General features: G+C 72.2%; 16 protein-coding genes. 4 read left to right on the forward strand and 12 right to left on the reverse strand.

Annotation, left to right across the window (positions count from 1 at the left end; all coding sequences use genetic code 11):
* Positions 1–125: 125 nt before the first annotated feature.
* Positions 126–1,133, reverse strand: coding sequence for a helix-hairpin-helix domain-containing protein (locus ABZ370_RS28860; protein ID WP_358626331.1), 1,008 nt, complete (start codon positions 1,131–1,133; stop codon positions 126–128).
* Positions 1,130–4,618, reverse strand: coding sequence for a DNA polymerase III subunit alpha (gene dnaE, locus ABZ370_RS28865; RefSeq protein ID WP_358626333.1), 3,489 nt, complete (start codon positions 4,616–4,618; stop codon positions 1,130–1,132). Before dnaE ends, ABZ370_RS28860 begins: the two co-directional genes overlap by 4 nt.
* 229 nt (positions 4,619–4,847) lie before the next feature.
* Between dnaE and ABZ370_RS28870 the strand changes: the two genes are divergently transcribed.
* Together ABZ370_RS28870 and ABZ370_RS28875 are read left to right on the forward strand one after the other, a co-directional pair.
* On the forward strand, positions 4,848–5,300 hold the full coding sequence (locus ABZ370_RS28870; RefSeq protein WP_358626335.1) for a PPOX class F420-dependent oxidoreductase: 453 nt from the start codon (positions 4,848–4,850) through the stop codon (positions 5,298–5,300).
* Positions 5,301–5,673: 373 nt separating this feature from the next.
* Positions 5,674–6,120 (forward strand): subtilase-type protease inhibitor, encoded by a 447-nt coding sequence (locus ABZ370_RS28875; RefSeq protein WP_358626337.1) that lies wholly within the window; start codon positions 5,674–5,676, stop codon positions 6,118–6,120.
* 80 nt (positions 6,121–6,200) lie between these two features.
* On the opposite strand, the gene ABZ370_RS28880 is transcribed toward ABZ370_RS28875, so the two are convergent.
* Together ABZ370_RS28880 and ABZ370_RS28885 are read right to left on the reverse strand one after the other, a co-directional pair.
* On the reverse strand, positions 6,201–7,277 hold the full coding sequence (locus ABZ370_RS28880; protein ID WP_358626339.1) for a S1 family peptidase: 1,077 nt from the start codon (positions 7,275–7,277) through the stop codon (positions 6,201–6,203).
* 266 nt (positions 7,278–7,543) lie between these two features.
* Positions 7,544–8,497: a slipin family protein gene (locus tag ABZ370_RS28885; RefSeq protein WP_358626341.1), complete on the reverse strand. Its 954-nt coding sequence runs from the start codon at positions 8,495–8,497 to the stop codon at positions 7,544–7,546.
* A 165-nt stretch (positions 8,498–8,662) separates the two neighbouring features.
* On the opposite strand from ABZ370_RS28885, the gene ABZ370_RS28890 reads away from it, so the two are divergent.
* A complete protein-coding gene (locus ABZ370_RS28890) occupies positions 8,663–9,841 on the forward strand; it encodes a UDP-N-acetylglucosamine--N-acetylmuramyl-(pentapeptide) pyrophosphoryl-undecaprenol N-acetylglucosamine transferase (protein WP_358626343.1) in 1,179 nt (392 codons plus the stop codon).
* 15 nt (positions 9,842–9,856) lie between these two features.
* On the opposite strand, the gene ABZ370_RS28895 is transcribed toward ABZ370_RS28890, so the two are convergent.
* The 4 genes from ABZ370_RS28895 to rfbB are packed head-to-tail and all read right to left on the reverse strand — an operon-like array spanning position 9,857 to position 13,418.
* Positions 9,857–10,288 (reverse strand): low molecular weight phosphotyrosine protein phosphatase, encoded by a 432-nt coding sequence (locus tag ABZ370_RS28895; RefSeq protein WP_358626344.1) that lies wholly within the window; start codon positions 10,286–10,288, stop codon positions 9,857–9,859.
* Entirely contained in the window at positions 10,285–11,424 is a 1,140-nt protein-coding gene (locus ABZ370_RS28900; protein ID WP_358626346.1) for a DegT/DnrJ/EryC1/StrS family aminotransferase, read from the reverse strand. The genes ABZ370_RS28895 and ABZ370_RS28900 overlap by 4 nt, the downstream gene beginning before the upstream one ends.
* On the reverse strand, positions 11,421–12,389 hold the full coding sequence (locus tag ABZ370_RS28905; protein ID WP_358626348.1) for an ATP-grasp domain-containing protein: 969 nt from the start codon (positions 12,387–12,389) through the stop codon (positions 11,421–11,423). The genes ABZ370_RS28900 and ABZ370_RS28905 overlap by 4 nt, the downstream gene beginning before the upstream one ends.
* Positions 12,390–12,395: 6 nt before the next feature.
* On the reverse strand, positions 12,396–13,418 hold the full coding sequence (rfbB, locus tag ABZ370_RS28910) for a dTDP-glucose 4,6-dehydratase (protein ID WP_358626349.1): 1,023 nt from the start codon (positions 13,416–13,418) through the stop codon (positions 12,396–12,398).
* A 229-nt stretch (positions 13,419–13,647) separates the two neighbouring features.
* Between rfbB and ABZ370_RS28915 the strand changes: the two genes are divergently transcribed.
* Positions 13,648–14,937 (forward strand): helix-turn-helix transcriptional regulator, encoded by a 1,290-nt coding sequence (locus ABZ370_RS28915; RefSeq protein WP_358626351.1) that lies wholly within the window; start codon positions 13,648–13,650, stop codon positions 14,935–14,937.
* A gap of 215 nt (positions 14,938–15,152) precedes the next feature.
* Here the strand turns inward: ABZ370_RS28915 and ABZ370_RS28920 are convergent, their stop codons facing one another.
* The 4 genes from ABZ370_RS28920 to ABZ370_RS28935 all read right to left on the reverse strand — a co-directional run bounded on the left by ABZ370_RS28920 (position 15,153) and on the right by ABZ370_RS28935 (position 19,846).
* Positions 15,153–16,058, reverse strand: a complete 906-nt coding sequence (locus tag ABZ370_RS28920) for a S1 family peptidase (protein WP_358626353.1) — start codon at positions 16,056–16,058, stop codon at positions 15,153–15,155.
* Between the two features lie 345 nt (positions 16,059–16,403).
* Positions 16,404–17,708 (reverse strand): NtaA/DmoA family FMN-dependent monooxygenase, encoded by a 1,305-nt coding sequence (locus ABZ370_RS28925; RefSeq protein WP_358626355.1) that lies wholly within the window; start codon positions 17,706–17,708, stop codon positions 16,404–16,406.
* Complete coding sequence (locus ABZ370_RS28930; protein ID WP_358626357.1) at positions 17,705–18,853, reverse strand: LLM class flavin-dependent oxidoreductase; 1,149 nt, start codon at positions 18,851–18,853, stop codon at positions 17,705–17,707. Before ABZ370_RS28930 ends, ABZ370_RS28925 begins: the two co-directional genes overlap by 4 nt.
* A gap of 30 nt (positions 18,854–18,883) precedes the next feature.
* Positions 18,884–19,846, reverse strand: a complete 963-nt coding sequence (locus ABZ370_RS28935) for an ABC transporter substrate-binding protein (protein ID WP_358626359.1) — start codon at positions 19,844–19,846, stop codon at positions 18,884–18,886.
* Positions 19,847–19,861: the final 15 nt, after the last annotated feature.

Below are 19,861 nucleotides of genomic sequence, written 5' to 3' on the forward strand. Positions count from 1 at the left end.
AGTTCCAGCCATACGCCGGTGAAAAAGCGTTCACGCAACTCTCACGCGACGTCCAGGTCTTACGCGACGGCCAGCCCTGACGACGACCAGCCCTTACGACGGCCAGGCCTGACGACGGCCAGGTCCTACGCGACGTCCAGGAACCCGGCGGGCCGGACCGCGGACACGCCGAAGCGGGCCCGCGCCCGGTCGGCGGCGGCCTCCACCCGGCGGGACGTGTCGTCCCCGGCGTCGAAGGACAGCTGATGAGCGGCGAGTTCGGCGCCCATCAGCCCCTCGGCCCGCAGCGCGACGGACCGCACCCGGGCCCGCTGCAGCCCGAGCGCGTCATGCAGCGCGTACGCGGCGGCGGTCAGCACCGGGGTGTGGGCGGTCGGCTCGGCCAAGGTCCGGGAACGGGTCGTCGAGGAGCGGTCGGCGTACCGGACGGTGAGGCTGAGCCGGGACGCGATCTGCCCGCTCGTCCGCAGTCGGATGCCGAGCCCGTCGGCGAGCGTCAGCAGCGCCCGGCGCCGCCGGACCGGGTCCAGCTCATCGCGGTCGAAGCGGTGTTCGGCGCCCACGGCGCGGGCGGGGGCGTTCGGGGTGACGGGCGCGGGATCGATGCCGTGCGCCCAGGCGTGCACCCGGCGCGCGGTCGCCGCACCGAGAATCCGCTGCAGCGTGGCCGGGGGCGCGGCGGCGATCCGCTCGGTGCTGTCGAGCCCGTACGCACACAGGGCCCTGGCGGTCGCGGCACCCACGCCGGGCAGGGCGATGGGCGGCTTACGGGCCAGGAACCCGGCGACGGCACCGGGGTCGCCGGGGACGGTACGGACCGTGCCGGGCGTGTTCGGCGGGGTGTCGTGGGCGGCCATGCGGGCGAGCATGGGGTTGGCGGCGACGCCCACGGTGCAGTCGACGCCGTACCGGGCCAGCGCCCGCACCCGCACGATCTCCGCGAGCCCCGCCGCGTCCCGCCCGAAGTACCGCAGCGCGCCCCGGACATCGGCGAGCGCGGCATCGGGCGGCAACGCCTCCACGACGGGCGTCACCTCGCCGAGCAGCGCGAGCAGCTCCTGATAGACGTCCTCGGCGAGCACGGCATCGGCCTGGAACCGCACATACAGCACATGGGGGTTTTCGGTCGTCATCCCGCGCTCCCCGGGCTCGCGTGCCACAGTTTGCGGCCGGTGGCGGACTGGTCGCCCGCGGGCTGGAGGTCGGCCCAGGGGTGCATGGCGTAGCCGGTGGAAAGCTGGATGCGGCGGCCGGAATCGGCACCGGCACCATCCGCGTCCGGGCCCGCGCCCGCGAGTTCGGCGGCGACCGCCTCCAGGCCGCCTTCGCCGCGCAGCCGGGCCAGTTCGGCGAGGTTCCAGACGGCCGACCCGACGACGCTGAGGCTGCGCGGGCCGCGGCGCTGGACGACGCCGCGCACCAGCAGCAGCCAGGAGTGGAAGACGGTGTGCGCGCAGGCGGCGTGGCTGTCGTCGAAGAAGGCGCAGTCGACCAGGCCCGTACCGTCGTCCAGGGTGGTGAAGATGACCCGGCGGCCGGAGCGGATCGGCGGGGTCTGGGTGGCGGCCTTGGCGCCCGCGACGAGCACCGTCTCCCCGTGCCGGGCCGACCGCAGCCGCTTGGCGGGCATCGCGCCCAGCTCGTCCAGGAAGGCTCGGTGGTCGGCCATCAGATGGCGGGAGACGTCCATGCCGAGGATGCCCAGCTCGGCGCCGAGGCGTTCGCCGTCGTCGAGGTCGGGCAGCCCGGCGGGGGCGGGCGGACCGGTTTCGGCCAGCGGCAGCTGACCCTCGTCGTGGGTACCGCCGCGCTGCCGGTGCAGTTCGGCGATGTGCAGCAGCAGATCGCGGCGGCCCGCGCCGAACGCGTCCAACGCCCCGACCTGGGCCAGCCGTTCGGCGACGGGCCGTCCGGGGTGGGCGCGCAGCCACAGGTCCTGGAGCGAGGAGTAGGGCTGCCCGGCGGCGATCCGCCGCGTCTCGGCCTCGCTGATGCCGTGGACGTCGCTCAGCGCCAGCCGGACGCCCACATCGCCGCCACCGGACACCAGTTCGATTCGGTAGTCGGCACCCGAGCGGTTCACATCGAGCGGAAGGATCGGCACACCCCGCCGCCGCGCGTCCGCCAGCAGCAGCCGCTTCGGGTACATCCCGGGGTCGTGGGTGAGCAGTCCCGCGTAGAAGGCCGCCGGATGGTGCGCCTTGAGCCAGGCGGACTGGTACGTCGGGACCGCGAAGGCGACCGCGTGCGCCTTGCAGAAACCGTACGAACCGAACGCCTCGACGATCTCCCAGGTACGGCTCAGCACCTCCGCCGTGTACCCCCGCCGGCCCGCCTCGGCGTGGAACCAGGCCCGCACCCGGCCCTGCCGTTCGGGGTCGGACAGGGCGCGGCGCGCCTCGTCGGCGAGGTCCCGTTCACATCCGGTCATGATCGACAGGATTTTGATGATCTGCTCGTGGAAGACGACGACCCCATGGGTCTCGCGCAGCGCGTCCTCCAGGTCCGGATGCGGATAGCGGGCGGGGCGGCGGCCGTGCCGGGCCTCGATGAAGGGGCGCACCATGTCGGCGGCGACCGGGCCCGGCCGGAAGAGCGATATGTCGACCACGAGGTCGTGGAAGGAGTCGGGCTGGAGCCGCCCGAGGAGATCGCGCTGACCGGGCGACTCGATCTGGAAGCAGCCGAGCGTCTCGGTGGAGCGGATCAGGTCGTAGGTCGCCGGGTCACCGGGCCGGACCTGCGCGGTGTCGTCGATGTCCACGGTCTTACCCGTCGCCCGCCGGATCTCGGCGACCGCGTGCGCCATCGCGGACTGCATCCGCACACCGAGGACGTCGAGCTTGAGCAGCCCCAGCTCCTCGACGTCGTCCTTGTCGAACTGCGACATGGGGAAGCCCTCGCCACTGGTCGGCACGATGGGGGTACGGGCCCGCAGCCCGGCGTCCGAGAGCAGGACCCCGCAGGGGTGCATGGCGATGCCGCGCGGCAGGCCGTCGAGCGCCTCGACCAGCTCCCAGAGCTTGCCGAAACGTTCCTGCTCTGCCGCTACCTCTTTCAGCTCGGGCAGTTCGGCGAGCGCCGCCCGCGCGTCGCGGGCGCGGATGTGCGGGAAGGACTTGGCGAGCCGGTCAACCTCGGCCGGGTCCATGCCGAGGGCCGTGCCCACGTCCCGTACGGCGTGCCGCACCCGGTAGGTCTCGGGCATCGAGACGGTCGCGACCCGCTCCGCCCCGAAGCGGTCGAAGATCGCGCGGTAGACGTCGAGGCGGCGCGCGGACTCCACGTCGATGTCGATGTCGGGCAGCGCGGCCCGCCGCACCGACAGGAAGCGCTCCATCAGCAGATCGCAGGCCACGGGGTCGGCGTGGGCGATGCCGAGCAGATGGTTGACGAACGAGCCCGCGCCGGAGCCCCGGGCGGCCACCCGCACCCCGAGCTCCCGGGTGTCGTCCACGACCCGGGCGACGGTGAGGAAGTACGAGGCGTAGCCGAGCCGTTCGATGGTGCGCAGCTCGTCCTCGAGGCGCTCCCAGCGCACCCGGTCGCGGTCGTAGCCCCGCAGCACCATGGCGGCGGCGCAGCGCGACCGCAGCACCCGCTCCGCGCTCCGCCGCCCCGCCCCGACCAGGCGCGGTTCGGGGAAGTGGACGGTGCCGAGGCCGATGTGGTCCTCGGGGTCGACCAGGCAGGCGGCGGCGGTGCGCGCCGTCTCCTCCAGCAGCCGGTACGCGCCGTCCCGCCGCATGCCCGCCGCCTCCGCGATCCGCTCGGCGGCGCGCGCCATGTCGCGCGGGCCCTTGAGCCAGCGCTCACCGCTGTCGAGCGAGGCGGGGTCGCGCGGATCGATGGGGACGAGCCTGCGGGCGGAGTCCAGGACGTCGGCGACCGGGCCCTCGCCGGGGTCGGCGTAGCGGACGGCGTTGCTGAGGACGGCCCGGACGCCCTGGTCGGCGGCGAAGCCGACGGTACGGGCGGCCAGCCGCAGCGAGCCGGGCCCGGTGCCGTCGCGGCCGTGCCATACGGCCTCAAGACGCAGCGCGTCGCCGAACAGCTCGCGCCAGGGGACGAGTCGCCGGGCGGCCCGGTCGGGGCGTCCGGCGGCCAGGGCGCGGCCGACGTCGGAGTCCGGGCCGAGGAGCACGGTCACGGGGGCGAGCGCCCCGGGGGCGGCGGCCACCAGATCGCGCCAGTGCAGCAGGGGCGGCCCGTCGCCGCTCGTACGGGCGGAGCCGGGGTGGGCGAGCCCGGCGTGGGCGGCGGAGACCAGCCCGCACAGGACGGCCCAGCCGGGGGCGCCGTCCCGGGCGAGGAAGACCGCCCGGGGCGTGGACTCGTCGATGAACGCCCCACCGCGCACCGGCGTGCGCCGCCGGGCCGTGCGCCCCGGGTCCGGAAGTTCCGCCTGGACGGCCAGATCCACCCCGAAGAGTGGTCTGACCCCCGCGGCCTCACTCGCCCGGGCGAACCGCACCGCTCCGGCGAGGCTGTCGCGGTCGGTCAGCGCGATGGCGTCCATGCCCCGCTCGGCGGCGCGCGCCGCCAGCCGCTCCGGGTGCGCGGCGCCGTACCGCAGGGAGAACCCGGAGGCGGTGTGGAGATGCGTGAAGCCTGGCATCCGCACCTCCCGCTGCTCACACCCCCTGGCCGATCCTGCTCTGCTCGTCCTCCCCGGCCCCCACCTTAACCCCATTCTCGAACAAGCGTGCGAGTGACTCCGTACGACCACCGGACGCCCCTCGCGGCGCTTCCATATACACCATAAGCACGCAAACCCCCTCTTCATTCCGCGTGCCCGCGTGCCACATCCCGGGAAACCGGCCACCGGCGCACGTACTCTGACCACCATGACGGAGCCGACCCTGCTCGACCTGCTGCGGGAACAGCGCACCGGCGCGCTCGTCACCCTCAAGCGCGACGGCCGCCCCCAGCTGTCCAACGTCGCCTACAGCTACGACCCGGACGGGCACCTCATCCGCGTCTCGGTCACCGACGACCGCGCCAAGACCCGCAACCTGCGCCGCGATCCGCGCGCGAGCTTCTACGTCACCAGCGGCGACCGCTTCTCCTATCTGGTGGCCGAGGGCGACGCCGAGCTGACGCCGGTGACGACCGACCCCCATGACGCCACCGCCGACGAGCTGGTCGAGGTCTACCGCGCCATCCAGGGCGACCACCCGGACTGGGAGGAGTTCCGCGCCGCGATGGTGGCCGACCGGCGGCTGGTGGTGCGGCTGCGCGCCGACCGCGCGTACGGCTGGGGCCGCCACACCGGCCCGCTCAGCGGCGGGCTCGACTAGCCCTCCCGGCCACCCCGGAAGCCACCGGCTTCGTCCCGTTACGGTCGGCTTGCCCTGGCAGATTCTCGCTCTGGTGTCACTCGCACACCGGCACTTTCGACATGCCTCACATCTGAGCATTTCTGAATCGATTTGAGCGGTACTGAACTGCCGTTCGGCAACGTGGCGAGGCAACCGCACTCCCTCGGCCCGCACATCAGCCCACACCCGGTCGACACGCGGCGTTCCGCCGGGCCACACCTTGCACACGCGACAATGAGCCACCGAATGACTACTTGTAGCGACCGGAAGTGCTCGATCAACGTGCGTTCCCGACTCGCGGGGCGTAGAACTCCGTCCGGTATCTGCAACCACGAGCAAGGGAGTGTTCGATATGCGGAAGACGACAGGGGCGATCGGCGGCCTCGGCGCCGCGCTGGCCATGAGCGCCGCGCTCGGACTGGGGGCGAGCGGCACGGCACACGCCGAGTCCGCGACGACGAAGAGCCTGTATCCGCCCTCCGCGCTGGTCCTCAGCATCGGCTACGGGCCCGACGCGGCCTCGATGGCCGTACAGCGGGCGGTGACGGTGAGCTGTCAGCCCACCCCCACGGGTACCCACCCGGCGCCCGCCCGCGCCTGCGCCGAACTGCGCGCCGTGAACGGCGAGTTCTCCACCCTGACCGAGGCGACCGAGTCCGGCCGGGTGTGCACCAAGGAGTGGCGGCCGGTGACCGTCACCGCGGAGGGCATCTGGGACGGCCAGCGGGTGGCGTACGAGCACACCTTCGCCAACGACTGCCTCAAGAACGCGACCCTGACCCAGGTCTTCGAGTTCTGAGCGGCCGCGCACGCCGAGTGGGCTGAGCGAAGCGAAGGCCCCCGGACACCGTCCACGGGTGTCCGGGGGCCTTCGGGCCGTCAGCCGATCTCGGCGCCGTACGCCTTCAGCGCCTCCGGCACCGGCTGGAAGAACGTCTCGCCGCCCGAGGAGCAGTCGCCGCTGCCGCCGGAGGTCAGACCGAGCGCGGTGTCGCCCGCGAAGAGCGCGCCGCCGCTGTCGCCGGGCTCGGCGCAGACGTTGGTCTGGATCAGCCCGCTGACCGAGCCCTCCTGGTAGTTGACGGTCGCGTCGAGGCCGGTGACCTCGCCGTCGTGCACCTGGGTGGTGGAGCCGCTGCGGGTCACCTTCTGGCCGACGGTGGCGTCACCGGCCTTGGAGATGGCCTGGGTGCCGCCGCCGTAGAGGTTCACCTCGCTCGGGTGCGGGACGTCCTTGGTGTACTTGACCAGGCCGTAGTCGTTGCCGGGGAAGTCGCTGCCCTCGTTGGCGCCGATCTCGCCGCCGCCCTGCGAGTCGGACCAGCTCTTGATGGACTCGGTGCAGTGACCGGCGGTCAGGAAGTACGGCTCGCCGCCCTTGACCACGTTGAAGCCCAGCGAGCAGCGCCCGCCGCCGCCCCAGATGGCGTCGCCGCCCGCGAGGAAGGTGGAGAACTTACCGGCCGAGCGCTTCACCTCGACCTTGCTGCCCAGGCTCTTGGCGACCTTGTCGAGCGTGGCCATCCGGCTGCCCTTGACGCTGCTGTCCGCGGTGACGACGACCTTGTTGGCTCTGGGGTCCACCGACCACGAGGTGCCGGGAATGGTCGCCTTGTCCTTCAGGGTGGTACGCGCCTGCCCCAGCTGGGCCAGCGTGTGCTCGACCACCTTGACCTCGGCGCCCGCGTCGCGGACCCGCTCGGCGGCGGCCTTGTTCACCACGTTGACCACGAGCTTCTTGGCCTTGGTGTCGTAGTACGAACCGGCGGCGTCACCCTTGAGCGCCGAGGTGAGGCTGCCCGCGAGCTTGCCCGCGGCGTTCACCGACAGCGTGTGGGGCTGCGGCTCAACCGGGGCGGCGTTGGCGTTCTGCAGGGTGAGCGCGGCGGCGGCGAGAGCCACGACTCCGGTCCCGGCGATGGCGACCCGGCGCTTGGGTATGCGGCGGTGGTTCAACTCTCTGTCCTCCAGTGGGGGGTTGGGCCGTCGGCAGTGGGGTGCCCGGCCCGGAGGGCGTACGGCACGGGGCGCGCCTGCCCGAGCGGGAGCGCGTCCATGCCAAATTGCGCCGCCGAGTATTCCCAGCGGCGCCGGGGGCGCACAAGACCGTGTTCACATCATCTGCGTGAAATTTATGGAGCGTCGATCCTCATATCCGGACATGACGGTGCCCGCGCGCCTCTAACGGGCACACGGGCACGTACGCGCTCAACGGGCGCGGTTCACCGCTCCACGGAACGCTCCGACGCACGCTCCGACGCGCGTTCCGGTTCACGCTCCGGTTCGCGCTCGGTCAGGGTGGGGACCGCCGCGGCGGGCGGGATCTCCTCCTGCGCGGCGGGCGGGGAGGCCTGCCGCGCGGCGGACACCGGCTCCTTGGCGCCGGCGCCGTTCGCCCGGGCCGCCTCCGGGGTCTGCTGACCGCCCCTCTCCAGGAAGCGCAGCAGCTCCACCGGTATGGGCAGGACCAGCGTGGAGTTCTTCTCGGCGGCGACCGCCATCACCGTCTGCAGCAGCCGCAGCTGGAGGGCGGACGGGGTCTCGGCCATCTGCGCGGCGGCCTCGGCGAGCTTCTTCGACGCCTGCAGCTCCGCGTCCGCGTTGATCACCCGGGCCCGGCGCTCCCGGTCGGCCTCCGCCTGGCGGGCCATCGACCGCTTCATGGTCTCCGGCAGCGACACGTCCTTGATCTCGACGCGGTCGATATGGACGCCCCAGCCGATGGCCGGGCTGTCGATCATCAGCTCCAGCCCCTGGTTGAGCTTCTCCCGGTTGGAGAGCAGATCGTCCAGATCGCTCTTGCCGATGATCGAACGCAGCGAGGTCTGGGCCATCTGGGAGACCGCGAAGCGGTAGTCCTCGACCGCGACGATCGCCTCGGCCGGGTCCACGACCTTGAAGTACACGACCGCGTCGACCCGCACGGTCACATTGTCGCGGGTGATGCCCTCCTGGGCGGGCACGGGCATCGTCACGATCTGCATGTTCACCTTGCGGAGCCGGTCGAAGGCCGGAGCGATCATGGTGAAGCCGGGCCCCCGGACATCCTGACGGAGCCTGCCGAGCCGGAACACCACCCCCCGCTCGTACTGCTTGACCACGCGGGCCGCCGCCATGGCGCAGACGACACCTGCACAGGCCAGGATCACCACCACTGTCACGAGTGCACCGAGCATCACGGCCACCTGCCGTCCGTATCGCGAACGATGCCCCACCCGGGGTACCGATGTCCACGATAGTCCCGCTCCGTCCGACCCGGGAGGCCTGTGGATAACCCCCGCCGAGGGAAAGTGACTGCCGAATGCACGTCCGGGCCGGGGCGAGCTACTAGGGTGCGCGGGGTGAATGAACCTTCCCGTCTGTCGAGCACCTTCCGCCTCATCGTCACGGGGGGAGGCACTGGCGGCCACACCTATCCCGCTCTCACCTCGGTCCGGGCGTTGCAGGCCCGGCTGGCGGCCGAGGGCCGCGCGCTCGACGTCCTCTGGATCGGCACGTCTGACGGGCTGGAGGCCCGTGTCGCCCCGGCCGAGGGCATCGCCTTCACGACAGTCGCGACCGGCAAGATTCGCAGGTCCGCGAATCCACTCAGGATGATGTCACCGGCGAACGTCAAGGACATGGCGCGGGTGCCGCTCGGTGTCGCTCAGGCTCGCAAGATCGTGTCGGACTTCCGCCCGGACGTTGTCCTCGCGACCGGAGGGTACGTCGCCGTCCCGGCCGGGCTGGCGGCGCGGCTGTGCAAGCGTCCGCTGGTGCTGCATGAGCAGACCGTGCGGCTCGGGCTGGCGAACCGGAAGTTGGCCGGCTCGGCGGCGCGCATCGCCGTCTCCTCGGAGTCGACGCTCCCGCTCCTCCCGGAAGCCGTACGGTCCGTGGCCGTCGTCACCGGGAACCCCGTCCGCCCGGAAGTGCTGGCCGGCCACGCGGAGAAGGCGGTCGCCGCGCTCGGGTTGGCCGGCTTCGACCGGCGGCTCCCGACGCTCTACTTCACCGGCGGGGCCCAGGGCGCGCAGCAGATCAACAACGTCGTGCGGGACGCCCTCCCGTGGCTGCTGGAGCGCGCGAACGTGGTGCACCAGTGTGGGCCGGCGAACGTCGAGGCCTTGCGCGCGAGCGCGGCCGGGCTCCCGCCGCAGCTCGCCGGGCGGTACTACCTCACCGGGTTTGTCGGGCAGGAGCTGCCCGATGTTCTGGCGCTCGCCGACATCGTGGTCTCCCGTAGCGGCGCCGGCACCCTCGCGGAGCTCACCGCCCTCGGAAAGCCGGCCGTGTTCGTGCCGCTCGCCTCCTCCGCGGGGAATGAGCAGGCGCACAACGCCCGGCACCTCGAGGGCGCCGGCGCCGCCGTCGCACTCACCGGGGAGGTCACCGCGGCGCGGTTGCAGGACGCGCTCGAGCCGCTCCTCACCGACCCGGCGCGGCGTGCCGGGATGGCGGAGGCGGCCCGGGCGCACGGGCGGCCGGACGCGGCGGACAGGCTCGTGGACGTGCTCCTGTCCGCCGCGTCAGGCGGCTGACCGGCCGGGCCGGGTCTACGGGAGGTGCCGTGGGGCGCCGTCCTCGATGAGGCGGACGAGGTCGGCGAATGCCTCCGGCTCCTTGCCCCAGGGGTCGGGGACGTCCCGGTCACCGAGGTAGAGGCCGAGCTTCGGGGCGGTCGCCTCGTCAGCGAGGGCACGGAGCGCGGTGAGATTGCCGGTATCCATGGCGAGGACGGCGTCCGCCCACTCCAGCAGGCCGGGGGTCACCTGCACGCCGCGGTGCGCAGTGAGGTCGTAGCCGGCCGCCGCCGCGGCGGTCACCATCTGCGCATGCGCGGGGTGCCCGACCCACTTGTCTCGGGTACCGGCCGACCGCACATCAACGGCCGGGCCGCCGAGCTCGGCGAGGATGAGCGCGGCGAGCGGTGAGCGGCAGTGGTTCCCGAGGCACACGGTGAGCAGCCGCCGCGGCCGGGCAGTCACCGGCCGGCTCCTGCCGTGAGGGCCCGGCGGAGCTCGCCGACGACGTGCCCGGCGTCGGCCTCCGTGAGGTGCTGGTGGAACGGCAAGGTGATGATCTCGCGGCCCAAGCGCTCGGTGACCGGCAGCGGCCGGTGCCAGGCGGAGAAGGCCGGCTGCGTGTGGTTCGGCGGGTAGTGGACGCCGACGCCAATGCCGCGGTTCCGCAGCGTGCGGAATACCGCATCGCGGCGGCCGTCGAGGACGCGGACGGCGCACATCGGCGGCACGGTGCGCTCAATGTCGGCGTCGACCAAAACGGCGCCGTCGACTCCGTCGAGGGCGACGGCGTAAGCCCGCCAGAGGGAGCGACGCCGGTCCTCCGCATCCGCGAAGTGGTCGAGCTGCACCAGCCCGACGGCGGCGTTCAGCGGTGACATCTGCACACGCATGCCGAACCCATCGACCGTGTACGTCGTCGTCTCGGCGCGCCGGGCCGCGGACTCGATGATGCCGAGGCCGCGGAGCCGCCGGCAGGTGTCGGCCTCCAGCGGCGTACGGGGCACGATCGCGCCGCCGAGCCCGCACGTGAGGTTCTTCACCGGCCCGAAGGAGAAGCACGTGACCACGCCGGTCGCGCCGACCCGGCGCTCTCCCTGCCAGGAGCCGAAGGCCTGCGCGGCGTCCTCGACAACGGTCACGCCTTGCCCGTCCAGCGCAGGCCGGGCCGGGGTGAGGTCGACAGCCCGGCCCCCGTAGAGGACCGGCATCACAGCGCGGGTGTCCGGCTTGAGGGCGTCCAGGACTGCGGCGGGCTCGACGCAGCACGTGCCGGGATTGACCTCGATGAACCGCGGCCGGGCCCCTGTCGCGATGATGGCCTGCACGGTTGCGCAGAACGTGAAAGAGGGCACCAGGACTTCGTGCCCGGGGCCGACGCCGGCGGCGAGTAGGGCGACGTGGAGGGCAGCCGTGCCGGAGGCGACCGCGACGACTTCCGGCACGCCGAGGAACCCGGCAACCCGTTGCTCGAACTCTTCCGTGACCGCGCCGTGGTTGTACTGCCCGGCGCTCAACGCCGAGGCGATAGCAGCCTCCTCGCCGCCATAGAGGTACGGGCGCGCGTTCCGTGCGACGTTCGGGGATGCAATGCGGGTCATCGGGCCGCCCCTTCGCTGGTGGCCAGCGTCTCGACGTACTTCGTGAGGGTGACGTCCGGCTTGTACTTGAGCCGGTCATGGTCGACGTCCTGGTGGAACAGGCCGCGGAGGTACTGCCCCACGTAGTCCGCGCCGGCCGCGACGGAGGCGGGGAAGCCTCCGCCGACCCTGGCGTTCGCCTCGGTGATGACCACCCGCTCCGGGCCCTCCTCGTCTCGGACAAAGCCCTGCACGCAGCACGCCCCGGTGACCCCGGTCGCAGTGAGCGTCGCGCGGACGCACTCGGCCGCCTCGGGGTCGGCGAAAGTGCGGGAGACCACGGCGAGCCCGCCCTTGACCAGGAGCCGGTATCGGAGGATCACCGAGGCCCGGCCGGCACGGTCCACGAGGCAGTCCGCGGTGAACTCCCGGCCGCTCACATGTTCCTGCACGACCGGAGCCGGGACGAGCTCGCATAACACCCGGGCCTGCTCGCGCGTCTGGCACACGTGTACGCCCTCCGCGCCCTGCCCGTAGCGCGGCTTGACGACGAGGAGGCCGTCCGACGCACGGTCAAGCTCGTCCGGGAGGACAGTGCGCGGCGTCGGCACCTGGTGGTCGCCCAGCACGGCGGCGAACCGGGCTTTGTCCCCGCACGCCGTCGCCGCCTCCCGGGTCGGGAGCCAGGTGGTGACGCCGAGGTCCGCCAGGGGCCGGCGGAGGGCGATGAGCCGCGGGAGCTCCCGCTCGACCGTCGAGAGGACGGCGTCCGGGCGGGCCTTCGCGCACAGCCGGAGCATGGCCGCGCGGTACGCGGCGTCCGCCGCCGGCGGGAGAAGGTGTGCGGTGACCTCCGGGAGGAGGAGCCCGGCCGCGTGCGGGTCCGCGTCAGCCGCGAGGACCTTGCAGCCGAGCCGCTGGAGGGACCGGGCGAGGTCGAAGCCGGGGGCGCCGCCGACGCCGGTCACGAGGATGCGCTTCGCCACCGTCGGTCACCGCCCGGCCGGAGCGGCGGGCACGGCGCGCCGCGCGGGCGGAGGTGCGGCCTGCGGGTTCCGCATGAGCGGCGCCCATCGGTCGGGGTTACGGCGGTACCAGTCGGCGGCCTCGGCGAGCCCGTCTTCCAGGTCCCGCGCGGGCCGGTACCCGAGCTGGGCGGAGGCCTTTGACCAGTCGATCGAGTACCGCAGGTCATTCGCCGGCCGGTCGGGGACGTAGGTGACCGCATCCCAGGTCGCGCCACAGATACGGAGCAGGCGTTCGGTGAGCTCGCGGCCGGTAAGGTCCGTGCCGCCGCCGAGGTTGTAGACCTCCCCCGGGACACCGTCGCGGAGGACGGCCTCGACGCCGGCGCAGTTGTCTTCGACGTGGAGCCAGTTGCGGACGTGCTCGCCCCGGCCGTGGAGGGTGACCGGCTCACCGCGTAGAAGCCGGGTGATGAACAGGGGGATGATCTTCTCGGGGTGCTGGTACGGGCCGTAGTTGTTCGAGGACCGCGTCACGCACACCGGTACTCCGTATGTCTGCCAGTACGAGAGGGCAACCAGATCGCTCGCGGCCTTCGCCGCGGCGTAGGGGACGGACGGGCGGAGCGGGAACTCCTCGGTCGCCATGCCTTCCAGGAGCGGGCCGTAGACCTCGTCCGTCGAGACATGCACGAACTTCGGCACCGCGTGCCGCATCGCGGCGTCGAGGAGGATCTGCGTGCCGCGGACGTTCGTCTCCAGAAACGCCCCGGCCGCGAAGAACGAGCGATCGACGTGGGACTCCGCGGCGAAGTGAACGACCATCGTGCGATTGGTCATCAGACCGTCCACAAGCTCGGCGTCGAGGATGTTGCCGTGGACGAACCTCAGCTTCGGGCTGAGGAACGCTGTCCCCAGATTCTCGACACGGCCGGCGTAGGTGAGGGCGTCGAGGACGGTCACCGTCGCGATGTCGTCCGACGCGAGGACGCGCTTGACGAAGTGCGAGCCGATGAAGCCCGCCCCACCGGTCACGAGCACGTGTTCCATACGAGCCTCCCTGGAGGGAAGGAGACGGCTCGGCAAGGCCGCGCCATCAGGAAATACCCGACCGACCGGCCGGACGCTCCCACAATGCGGGCCACAGGTGAGGGCCGGGAGGTACCCGCCGCCGGTCCGTACACGGTGTGCGAGGCACGCACATCGTGTGCATCCGTACGCCCTCCCGGCGCCGGGAGGTTGGCGCTACCGTCGTCCCTCCCGCCCGTAGGAGGTACCTATGGAGGGCGTCAGAACAGCACGTGAGATCGGGGCCGAGCTGCGCGGAGCCCGGGCCCGTGCCGGCCTTACACAGCGACAAGTCGGGAAACAGGTCGGCTACTCGGCTTCGGCCGTCTCCCGGATCGAGGCCGGCAAATTGCGGCTGGAATGTGACCGGCTGTTGGCGTTCGCTTCGGTCCTGCACATCGCACCCGACAGGCTGATCGGGACTCCTGTGCCTGGCGGTGCCGTGCTCGGTACGGTGGAGCGTCCAGCGAACGAGGAGGATGCGGTGCGTCGTAGGAACCTGTTCACTGGGTCGCTGGCGATCGGAGTCACTTCAGCTCTTGGAAGCCCGCAAACCAGTGTCGCCGCTGGCCGGGTCCCCTCCGGGGCAGGGCTGGAGGAGGCGCTGCTTTCCGGGTTGCCGCAGTGCGAGTCCGCGCCGACCGCGGTTGCCCTGCAGTGTGCGGTCACGCGCGCACGCGCAGCGTTGGAGGCCGGTGCTTACAAGGAGCTGGATGCGAGCCTCCCCCAGCAGCTTGCGCTCGCCACCGCCGCAGTCCGCGAGGGGCACGGCACGGATGGGTTGTCCGCGTTGTACGCCATCGCTGCGCGAGTGGCGATCAAAGCGGGTGACGACCACCTGTTGATCGTGGCTGCCGACCGAGCGGTGCGGGCTGCACGCGACGGCGGCCACGCCCTGGCGCTTGCGGAGGCACACCGGATGGTCTCAAGCGGGTATCGGCGCGCAGGCCGTTATGATCGGGCGGCTCAGGTCGCCGTCCGGGCAGCTGATGAACTCGCGAATGCACGGGACGTTCCTGCCGAATCGCGGGCCTCAGCTCAGGGCCAATTGCTGGCCACGGCCGCGTATACGGCGGCAAAGGGCGCGGACCGAAGCGGCGCCATGGAGTTGCTGGCGCGGGCGGACACCGCAGCTGGCCGGAGTGCTGATGAGCATACGGCCGGCGGCTGGTTTGGTCCCCGGCAGGTGATCTTGCACGAGGTATCCGTGCATCAAGTGCTCAGCGCTCCTGACAAAGCCGTGGCGGCTGCGCGGCGGGTCGACCCGCGGGGGCTGCCGCTGGAACGCGTGGCCCGACTGGGGCTTGATGTTGCCCGGGCCTACAACGACTGGAGGCGTCCGGAGGAGTGCTTGCGGGCGTTGCTCTCGGTAGAGCGCGCGGTGCCGCAAGAGGTGCGACGGCCGGGTACTCGCGCGTTGACGGCGAGTTTGCTGTTCGGGCCTGCCCATGTGCCAGGGCTTCGCGAGTTCGCCGCTCGCACCGGAGCCCTTCCCGTTTGACGTGCCGCATTCTCGTGCGGTCGGCGGCCAGAAGCGTCCGAGGCCGCCCGCGCAAAGCGCTCGGCCGGGAAACCCCAGCCGAGCGCCTCGCCAAGCTCCTGACCACAGCCCGTTGATCACGTGTGTTGCAACGACCCTTGGAATCCGCCGTGGCCCGGGCAGGGTTCGACGACCGCGGTGGCGGGTGTCCGTCGCGACGGACGCCCGCAGCATGATCAGTAAACGCTCACGCCGTACGCGTTCAGCGCCTCGACGACCGGCTGGAAGAACGTGGTGCCGCCGGAGGTGCAGTCGCCGCTGCCGCCGGAGGTGAGGCCGAGGGCGGTGGAACCGGCGTAGAGGGGGCCGCCGCTGTCGCCGGGCTCGGCGCAGACGGTGGTCTGGATCATGCCGTACACGATGTCGCCGTTGCCGTAGTTGACGGTGGCGTTCAGCGCGGTGACCCGGCCGCTGTGGATGCCGGTGGTGCTGCCGCGCCGGGTGACCGTCTGGCCCACGGTCGGGTTGGCGGCGGTGGTGATGTCCTGGCTGCCGACGGTGCCCTGGGGGGTGACCGAGCCGCTGTACCGGACCAGACCGTAGTCGTTGGTCGGGAAGCTGGAGCCGGACGTCGGGCCGATGGTGGTGGTGTGGCCGGAGTTCGACCACCAGGTGCCCGCACCGTCGGTGCAGTGACCCGCGGTGACGAAGTAGTTCGCCCCGCTGCTGTTGCGTACGTTGAAGCCGAGCGAGCAGCGCCAGCTACTCGCGTAGATCGCGTCTCCGCCGGAGATCAGCTTCTGGATCTTGCCGGAGGTGCGGTTGACCTCGACCGCGTCGGCGTTGCTGCCCGCCGCGTCCTTGATCTTGGTTATCTCACCCTGGGAGACAGTGCTGTCGGCGGTGACGACCAGGGTGTTGGTCGCCTTGTCGACATACCAGGCGGTGCCCGCGACATCGGCCTTCAGGACCGCGTCGCCCGCCGCCTTGGCCTCGGCCGCGGTGAAGGTGCGGGTCGCGTCGTTCCCCGCGTAGGCGGCGGGGGCGGCGAGCGCCGTCCCGGCCACGAGGGCCGAGGTGGCGGCGAGGAGTGCGATGCGTCTCGCCTGGGCGCCGTGGGGGGTGGTGCGCTTGATCCTCAACTCTTCCTCCGAGGGAATCGGGGGTCTGCTTGGGTGGGCAGGCCCGTGAGGCGCAGTCAGCGAGCACGCCGGACGGGTTTTCCGGCGTGCTCCTGACAAGCGCTGCCCGGAAGTATTCGTGGCGAAGACCACAAAGGGCAAGAGGACAATTCGGAAACCCACCGGGCACACGTCACATGGCCCCGGCGCCTTTCGGCCGCCGGGGCAGTGTGCCCATCCCCTCGGACACCCGGTAGGACGGGTACGGCGGCGGCCAGGTTCCGTTTGCCGGGCGGTTCCGTGGCCCCGCCCTCGTACGACCGGCTCCGCTACCGCCGGCTCCGGATCACGCCGGTTCGCTCCGGCTCATTCCGGGGCAGCCGGGAGGGAAAGTCCCAGATGGTCGCGGAGGGTGCGGCCCGTGTACGCGGTGCGGAAGACGCCCCGTTCCTGGAGCAGCGGAACCACTTGGTCCACGAAGTCGTCGAGCCCGCCGGGGGTCAGATGCGGTACCAGGATGAAGCCGTCGGCGGCCTCCTCCCGTACGAATCGCGCCATCTCCCCGGCGACCGCGTCCGGGGTGCCGATGAACGACTGCCGACCGGTCGTCTCGATGACGGTCTGCCGGATGGAGAGCCCCTTCTCCTCCGACAGCGCCCGCCACTTGGCGGCGAGCGCCAGCGGATCGGCGTGCCGCACCCGGCCCTGGACGAGCTGGGAGCCGGGGTCCGGGTCGAAGTCCGGAAGGGGCCCCTCCGGGTCGTGTCCGGACAGGTCCACGCCCCAGATCTGCTCCAGGGCGAGGAGCGCGTTCTGCGGCGAGACCTGCTGCCGCCGGATCTCGGCGGCCTTCTCCTGGGCCTCGGCCGCGGTGTCGCCGAGGACGAAGGTCACCCCGGGCATGATCTTCAGATCGCCGGGCGCCCGGTCGTACGCCGCCAGCCGCCGCTTGACGTCGGCGTAGAAGGCGCGGCCCGCCTCCAGGGAGCCGTGCCGGGTGAAGATGATGTCGGCGGCGGAGGCCGCGAACTCCCGGCCCTCACCGGAGTCCCCGGCCTGGATCACCACCGGATGGCCCTGCGGGGATCGCGGCACACCGAACCGCCCCTCGATGTCGAACTGCTCGCCCCGGTGGGCGAACGGCCGTTGCGGGCCGCCGTCCGGCCAGGAGTCCCACAGCTCGCGCGCGAGGGCGACGAACTCGGCGGCCCGGGTGTAGCGGTCGGCCCGGTCGAGATAGCCGCCGCGCCGGAAGTTCTCGCCGGTGAACGCGTCGGAGGAGGTGACGACGTTCCAGGCGGCGCGGCCCTCGCTGAGGTGGTCGAGCGAGGCGAGGCGGCGGGCGAGTTCGTACGGCTCGTTGAAGGTCGCGTTGACGGTGGCGGCCAGGCCCAGCCATTCCGTGACGGCCGCGAGCGCGTTCAGCACGGTGAGCGACTCGGGCCTGCCGACCACATCGAGATCGTGGACGCGGCCGTTGTGCTCCCGCAGCCGCAGCCCCTCGGCGAGGAAGAAGAAGTCGAACAGACCGCGTTCGGCGGTGCGCGCCAGATGCTCGAAGGAGGAGAAGTCGATTTGGCTGCCGGACCGTGGATCGGCCCACACGGTGGTGTTGTTGACGCCGGGGAAGTGTGCGGCGAGATGGATCTGCCGGGGCTGCTGGTCGGTCATCGCGCGTTCTCCGTCGCTCGGGCGTAGCGGTTGGCCGGGCGCGGCCGTCCCAGGTGCTCGCGGAGCGTCGTACCGGGATAGAAGGTGCGGAAGAGCCCGCGGTGCTGGAGCAGCGCGACCGTGCCGTTGACGAACCGCTCCAGGTCGCGGCGCGGGACCACGGGAGCGATGTGGAAGCCGTCCACGGCCCCGGCGGAGTGCCATCCGGCGATCAGGTCCGCGAGGTCGACCGGTCCCCCGCGGTACAGCGGCGGGGCGCCGTCCCGGGCGGTCAGCGGGGCCTGGGCCGCGGGGTCGGGGCCGGGTTCGGCCGCGCGTTCGCCGTCGCCCAGGTCCACCGCGAGGTCGGCGAGCACGGTGAGCGCGCCGGGGTCCCGGCCGGACTCCGCCGCGCGGCGCCGCAGTTCGTCCCGGACCCGGCCCGCCGCGCCCGCGTCGGTCGCCCGTACGTAGGCCACATCGGCGTGGCGGGCCGCGGTGTCCCAGGTCACCGGGTCGGTGGCGGCGACGGCGACCACCGGGTGGCCCTGGGGCGGCCGGGGCACGATGGCCGGGCCGCGCACCCGGAAGGTGCCGCCCTCGAAGTCGACGTAGTGCAGTTTGCCGCGGTCGACGAAGCGGCCCGTGGCGGTGTCGCGGATCTCGGCTCCGTCCTCCCAGCTGTCCCACAGCCGGGCGGAGACATCGGCCACCTCGCCCGCCTCCGCCCAGAGTTCGGGGGCGGGGGCGGCGGGGCGGCGGCCCACCAGCCGCGCCTCCGCCTCCGTCTCCGACACCGCGACGGTCCAGCCCGCCCGGCCGCGGCTCACCCAGTCCAGGGTGGCCACGGCGGACGAGACGTGGAACGGCTCGGTGTGGGTGGTGGTGACGGCCGGCACCAGGCCGATGCGCTCGGTGGCGGGCGCGACGCGCGCGAGGACGGCGAGCGCGTCGAGCCTGCCCTGCCCGTCCCCCGGCGGGCCGAACGTGTCGTCCAGGGTGACGAAGTCGAGTACGCCGCGCTCGGCGAGGCGCGCCAGCTCGATGTAGTACGGCGCCGCGTACTGGCCCGGCTGGCCCGTCTGGTCCGGCTGACCCGTCTGGTCCGGCTGGTCCGTGCCGTCGATGGCGGCGGCCAGATGCAGCGGGCCGGTGGGTATGGCCATGGTCAGGGGCCCTTCTCGGTCGGGGAGCCGTCAGCTCGTGGGCAGGCCGCGCGGGTTGATCTCGGACTTCTTCACGGCCTCGTTGGAGAGCCCCCAGCGCTTCAGGACCCGGGCATACGAACCGTCCTGGATGATGCGGTCGATGGCGGCGGCGTACGCGTCGACCAGCCCGCTGCCCTTCTTGGTGGTGGCCGCGATCTTGCCCTGGATCTGGTCGCCGCCGCCGGAGATGTGGCCGACGATCTGGGTCTGACCGGCCGAGGCGACGTGATAGGCGGCGCTGGGCTGGGGGCCGAGGTAGGCGTCGATACGCTTGGACTGGAGGGCGAGGTAGTAGTCGGTGTCCTTCTGGAAGTACTTGATGTTCACCGGCTTGCGGCCCGCCTTCTGGTTCTCCTTGCTCCAGTCGACGAGGATCTTCTCCTGGTTGGTGCCGGAGGAGACGGAGATGGTCTTGCCCGCGACGTCCGCCGGGGCCTTCACCCGCCAGCTGGTGCCCTTGGTGGCCTCGAAGGCGAGGTCGTCCAGCCGGTAGGTCGCGAAGTCGTACTTCTCCTTGCGCTCCTCGGTGACCGTGACGTTGGAGAAGACGGCGTCGAACTTCGAGCTGTCCAGGCCGACGAAGAGGTTCTCCCAGGAGACCGCCTCGAAGTGGATCTTGAGCCCGAGGGTGTCGGCGACCAGGGTGGCGAGGTCGATCTCGACGCCGATCCGGGTCTTGTCGTCGGTCGCGTAGAAGCCGAGCGGCGGCGAGGCGTCGGCGCTGCCGCCGAGGCGCAGCGTGCCGCGGCGGCGGATCTTCTCGGGCACCTTGGCCGCGATCGCGTCGACCTTCTTGCCTCTGATGCGGTGCTGGTCGGGGCCGATGTTGAGGCCGCCGTTCTTGCCCTTCGAGCCCACCGTGGCCTGGGCGTCGCCGTCGCCGCAGGCTGCGAGCAGGCCCGAGGAAGCGGAGGCGGCGAGGACGGCGAGAAGGGTGCGGCGGGTGGTCACGGGGGTGCTCCTTGT

This window comes from Streptomyces sp. NPDC005962, assembly GCF_040629205.1.
Taxonomy (GTDB): domain Bacteria; phylum Actinomycetota; class Actinomycetes; order Streptomycetales; family Streptomycetaceae; genus Streptomyces.

Bases quoted from the DNA above. Each gene is read 5' to 3' on its own strand.
- ABZ370_RS28930 (WP_358626357.1), bottom strand. From the start codon at position 18,853: ATGGCCATACCCACCGGCCCGCTGCATCTGGCCGCCGCCATCGACGGC.
- ABZ370_RS28860 (WP_358626331.1), bottom strand. From the start codon at position 1,133: ATGACGACCGAAAACCCCCATGTGCTGTATGTGCGGTTCCAGGCCGAT.
- ABZ370_RS28915 (WP_358626351.1), top strand. From the start codon at position 13,648: ATGGAGGGCGTCAGAACAGCACGTGAGATCGGGGCCGAGCTGCGCGGA.
- ABZ370_RS28870 (WP_358626335.1), top strand. From the start codon at position 4,848: ATGACGGAGCCGACCCTGCTCGACCTGCTGCGGGAACAGCGCACCGGC.
- ABZ370_RS28925 (WP_358626355.1), bottom strand. From the start codon at position 17,708: ATGACCGACCAGCAGCCCCGGCAGATCCATCTCGCCGCACACTTCCCC.
- dnaE (WP_358626333.1), bottom strand. From the start codon at position 4,618: ATGCCAGGCTTCACGCATCTCCACACCGCCTCCGGGTTCTCCCTGCGG.
- ABZ370_RS28900 (WP_358626346.1), bottom strand. From the start codon at position 11,424: ATGACCCGCATTGCATCCCCGAACGTCGCACGGAACGCGCGCCCGTAC.
- rfbB (WP_358626349.1), bottom strand. From the start codon at position 13,418: ATGGAACACGTGCTCGTGACCGGTGGGGCGGGCTTCATCGGCTCGCAC.
- ABZ370_RS28885 (WP_358626341.1), bottom strand. From the start codon at position 8,497: ATGCTCGGTGCACTCGTGACAGTGGTGGTGATCCTGGCCTGTGCAGGT.
- ABZ370_RS28875 (WP_358626337.1), top strand. From the start codon at position 5,674: ATGCGGAAGACGACAGGGGCGATCGGCGGCCTCGGCGCCGCGCTGGCC.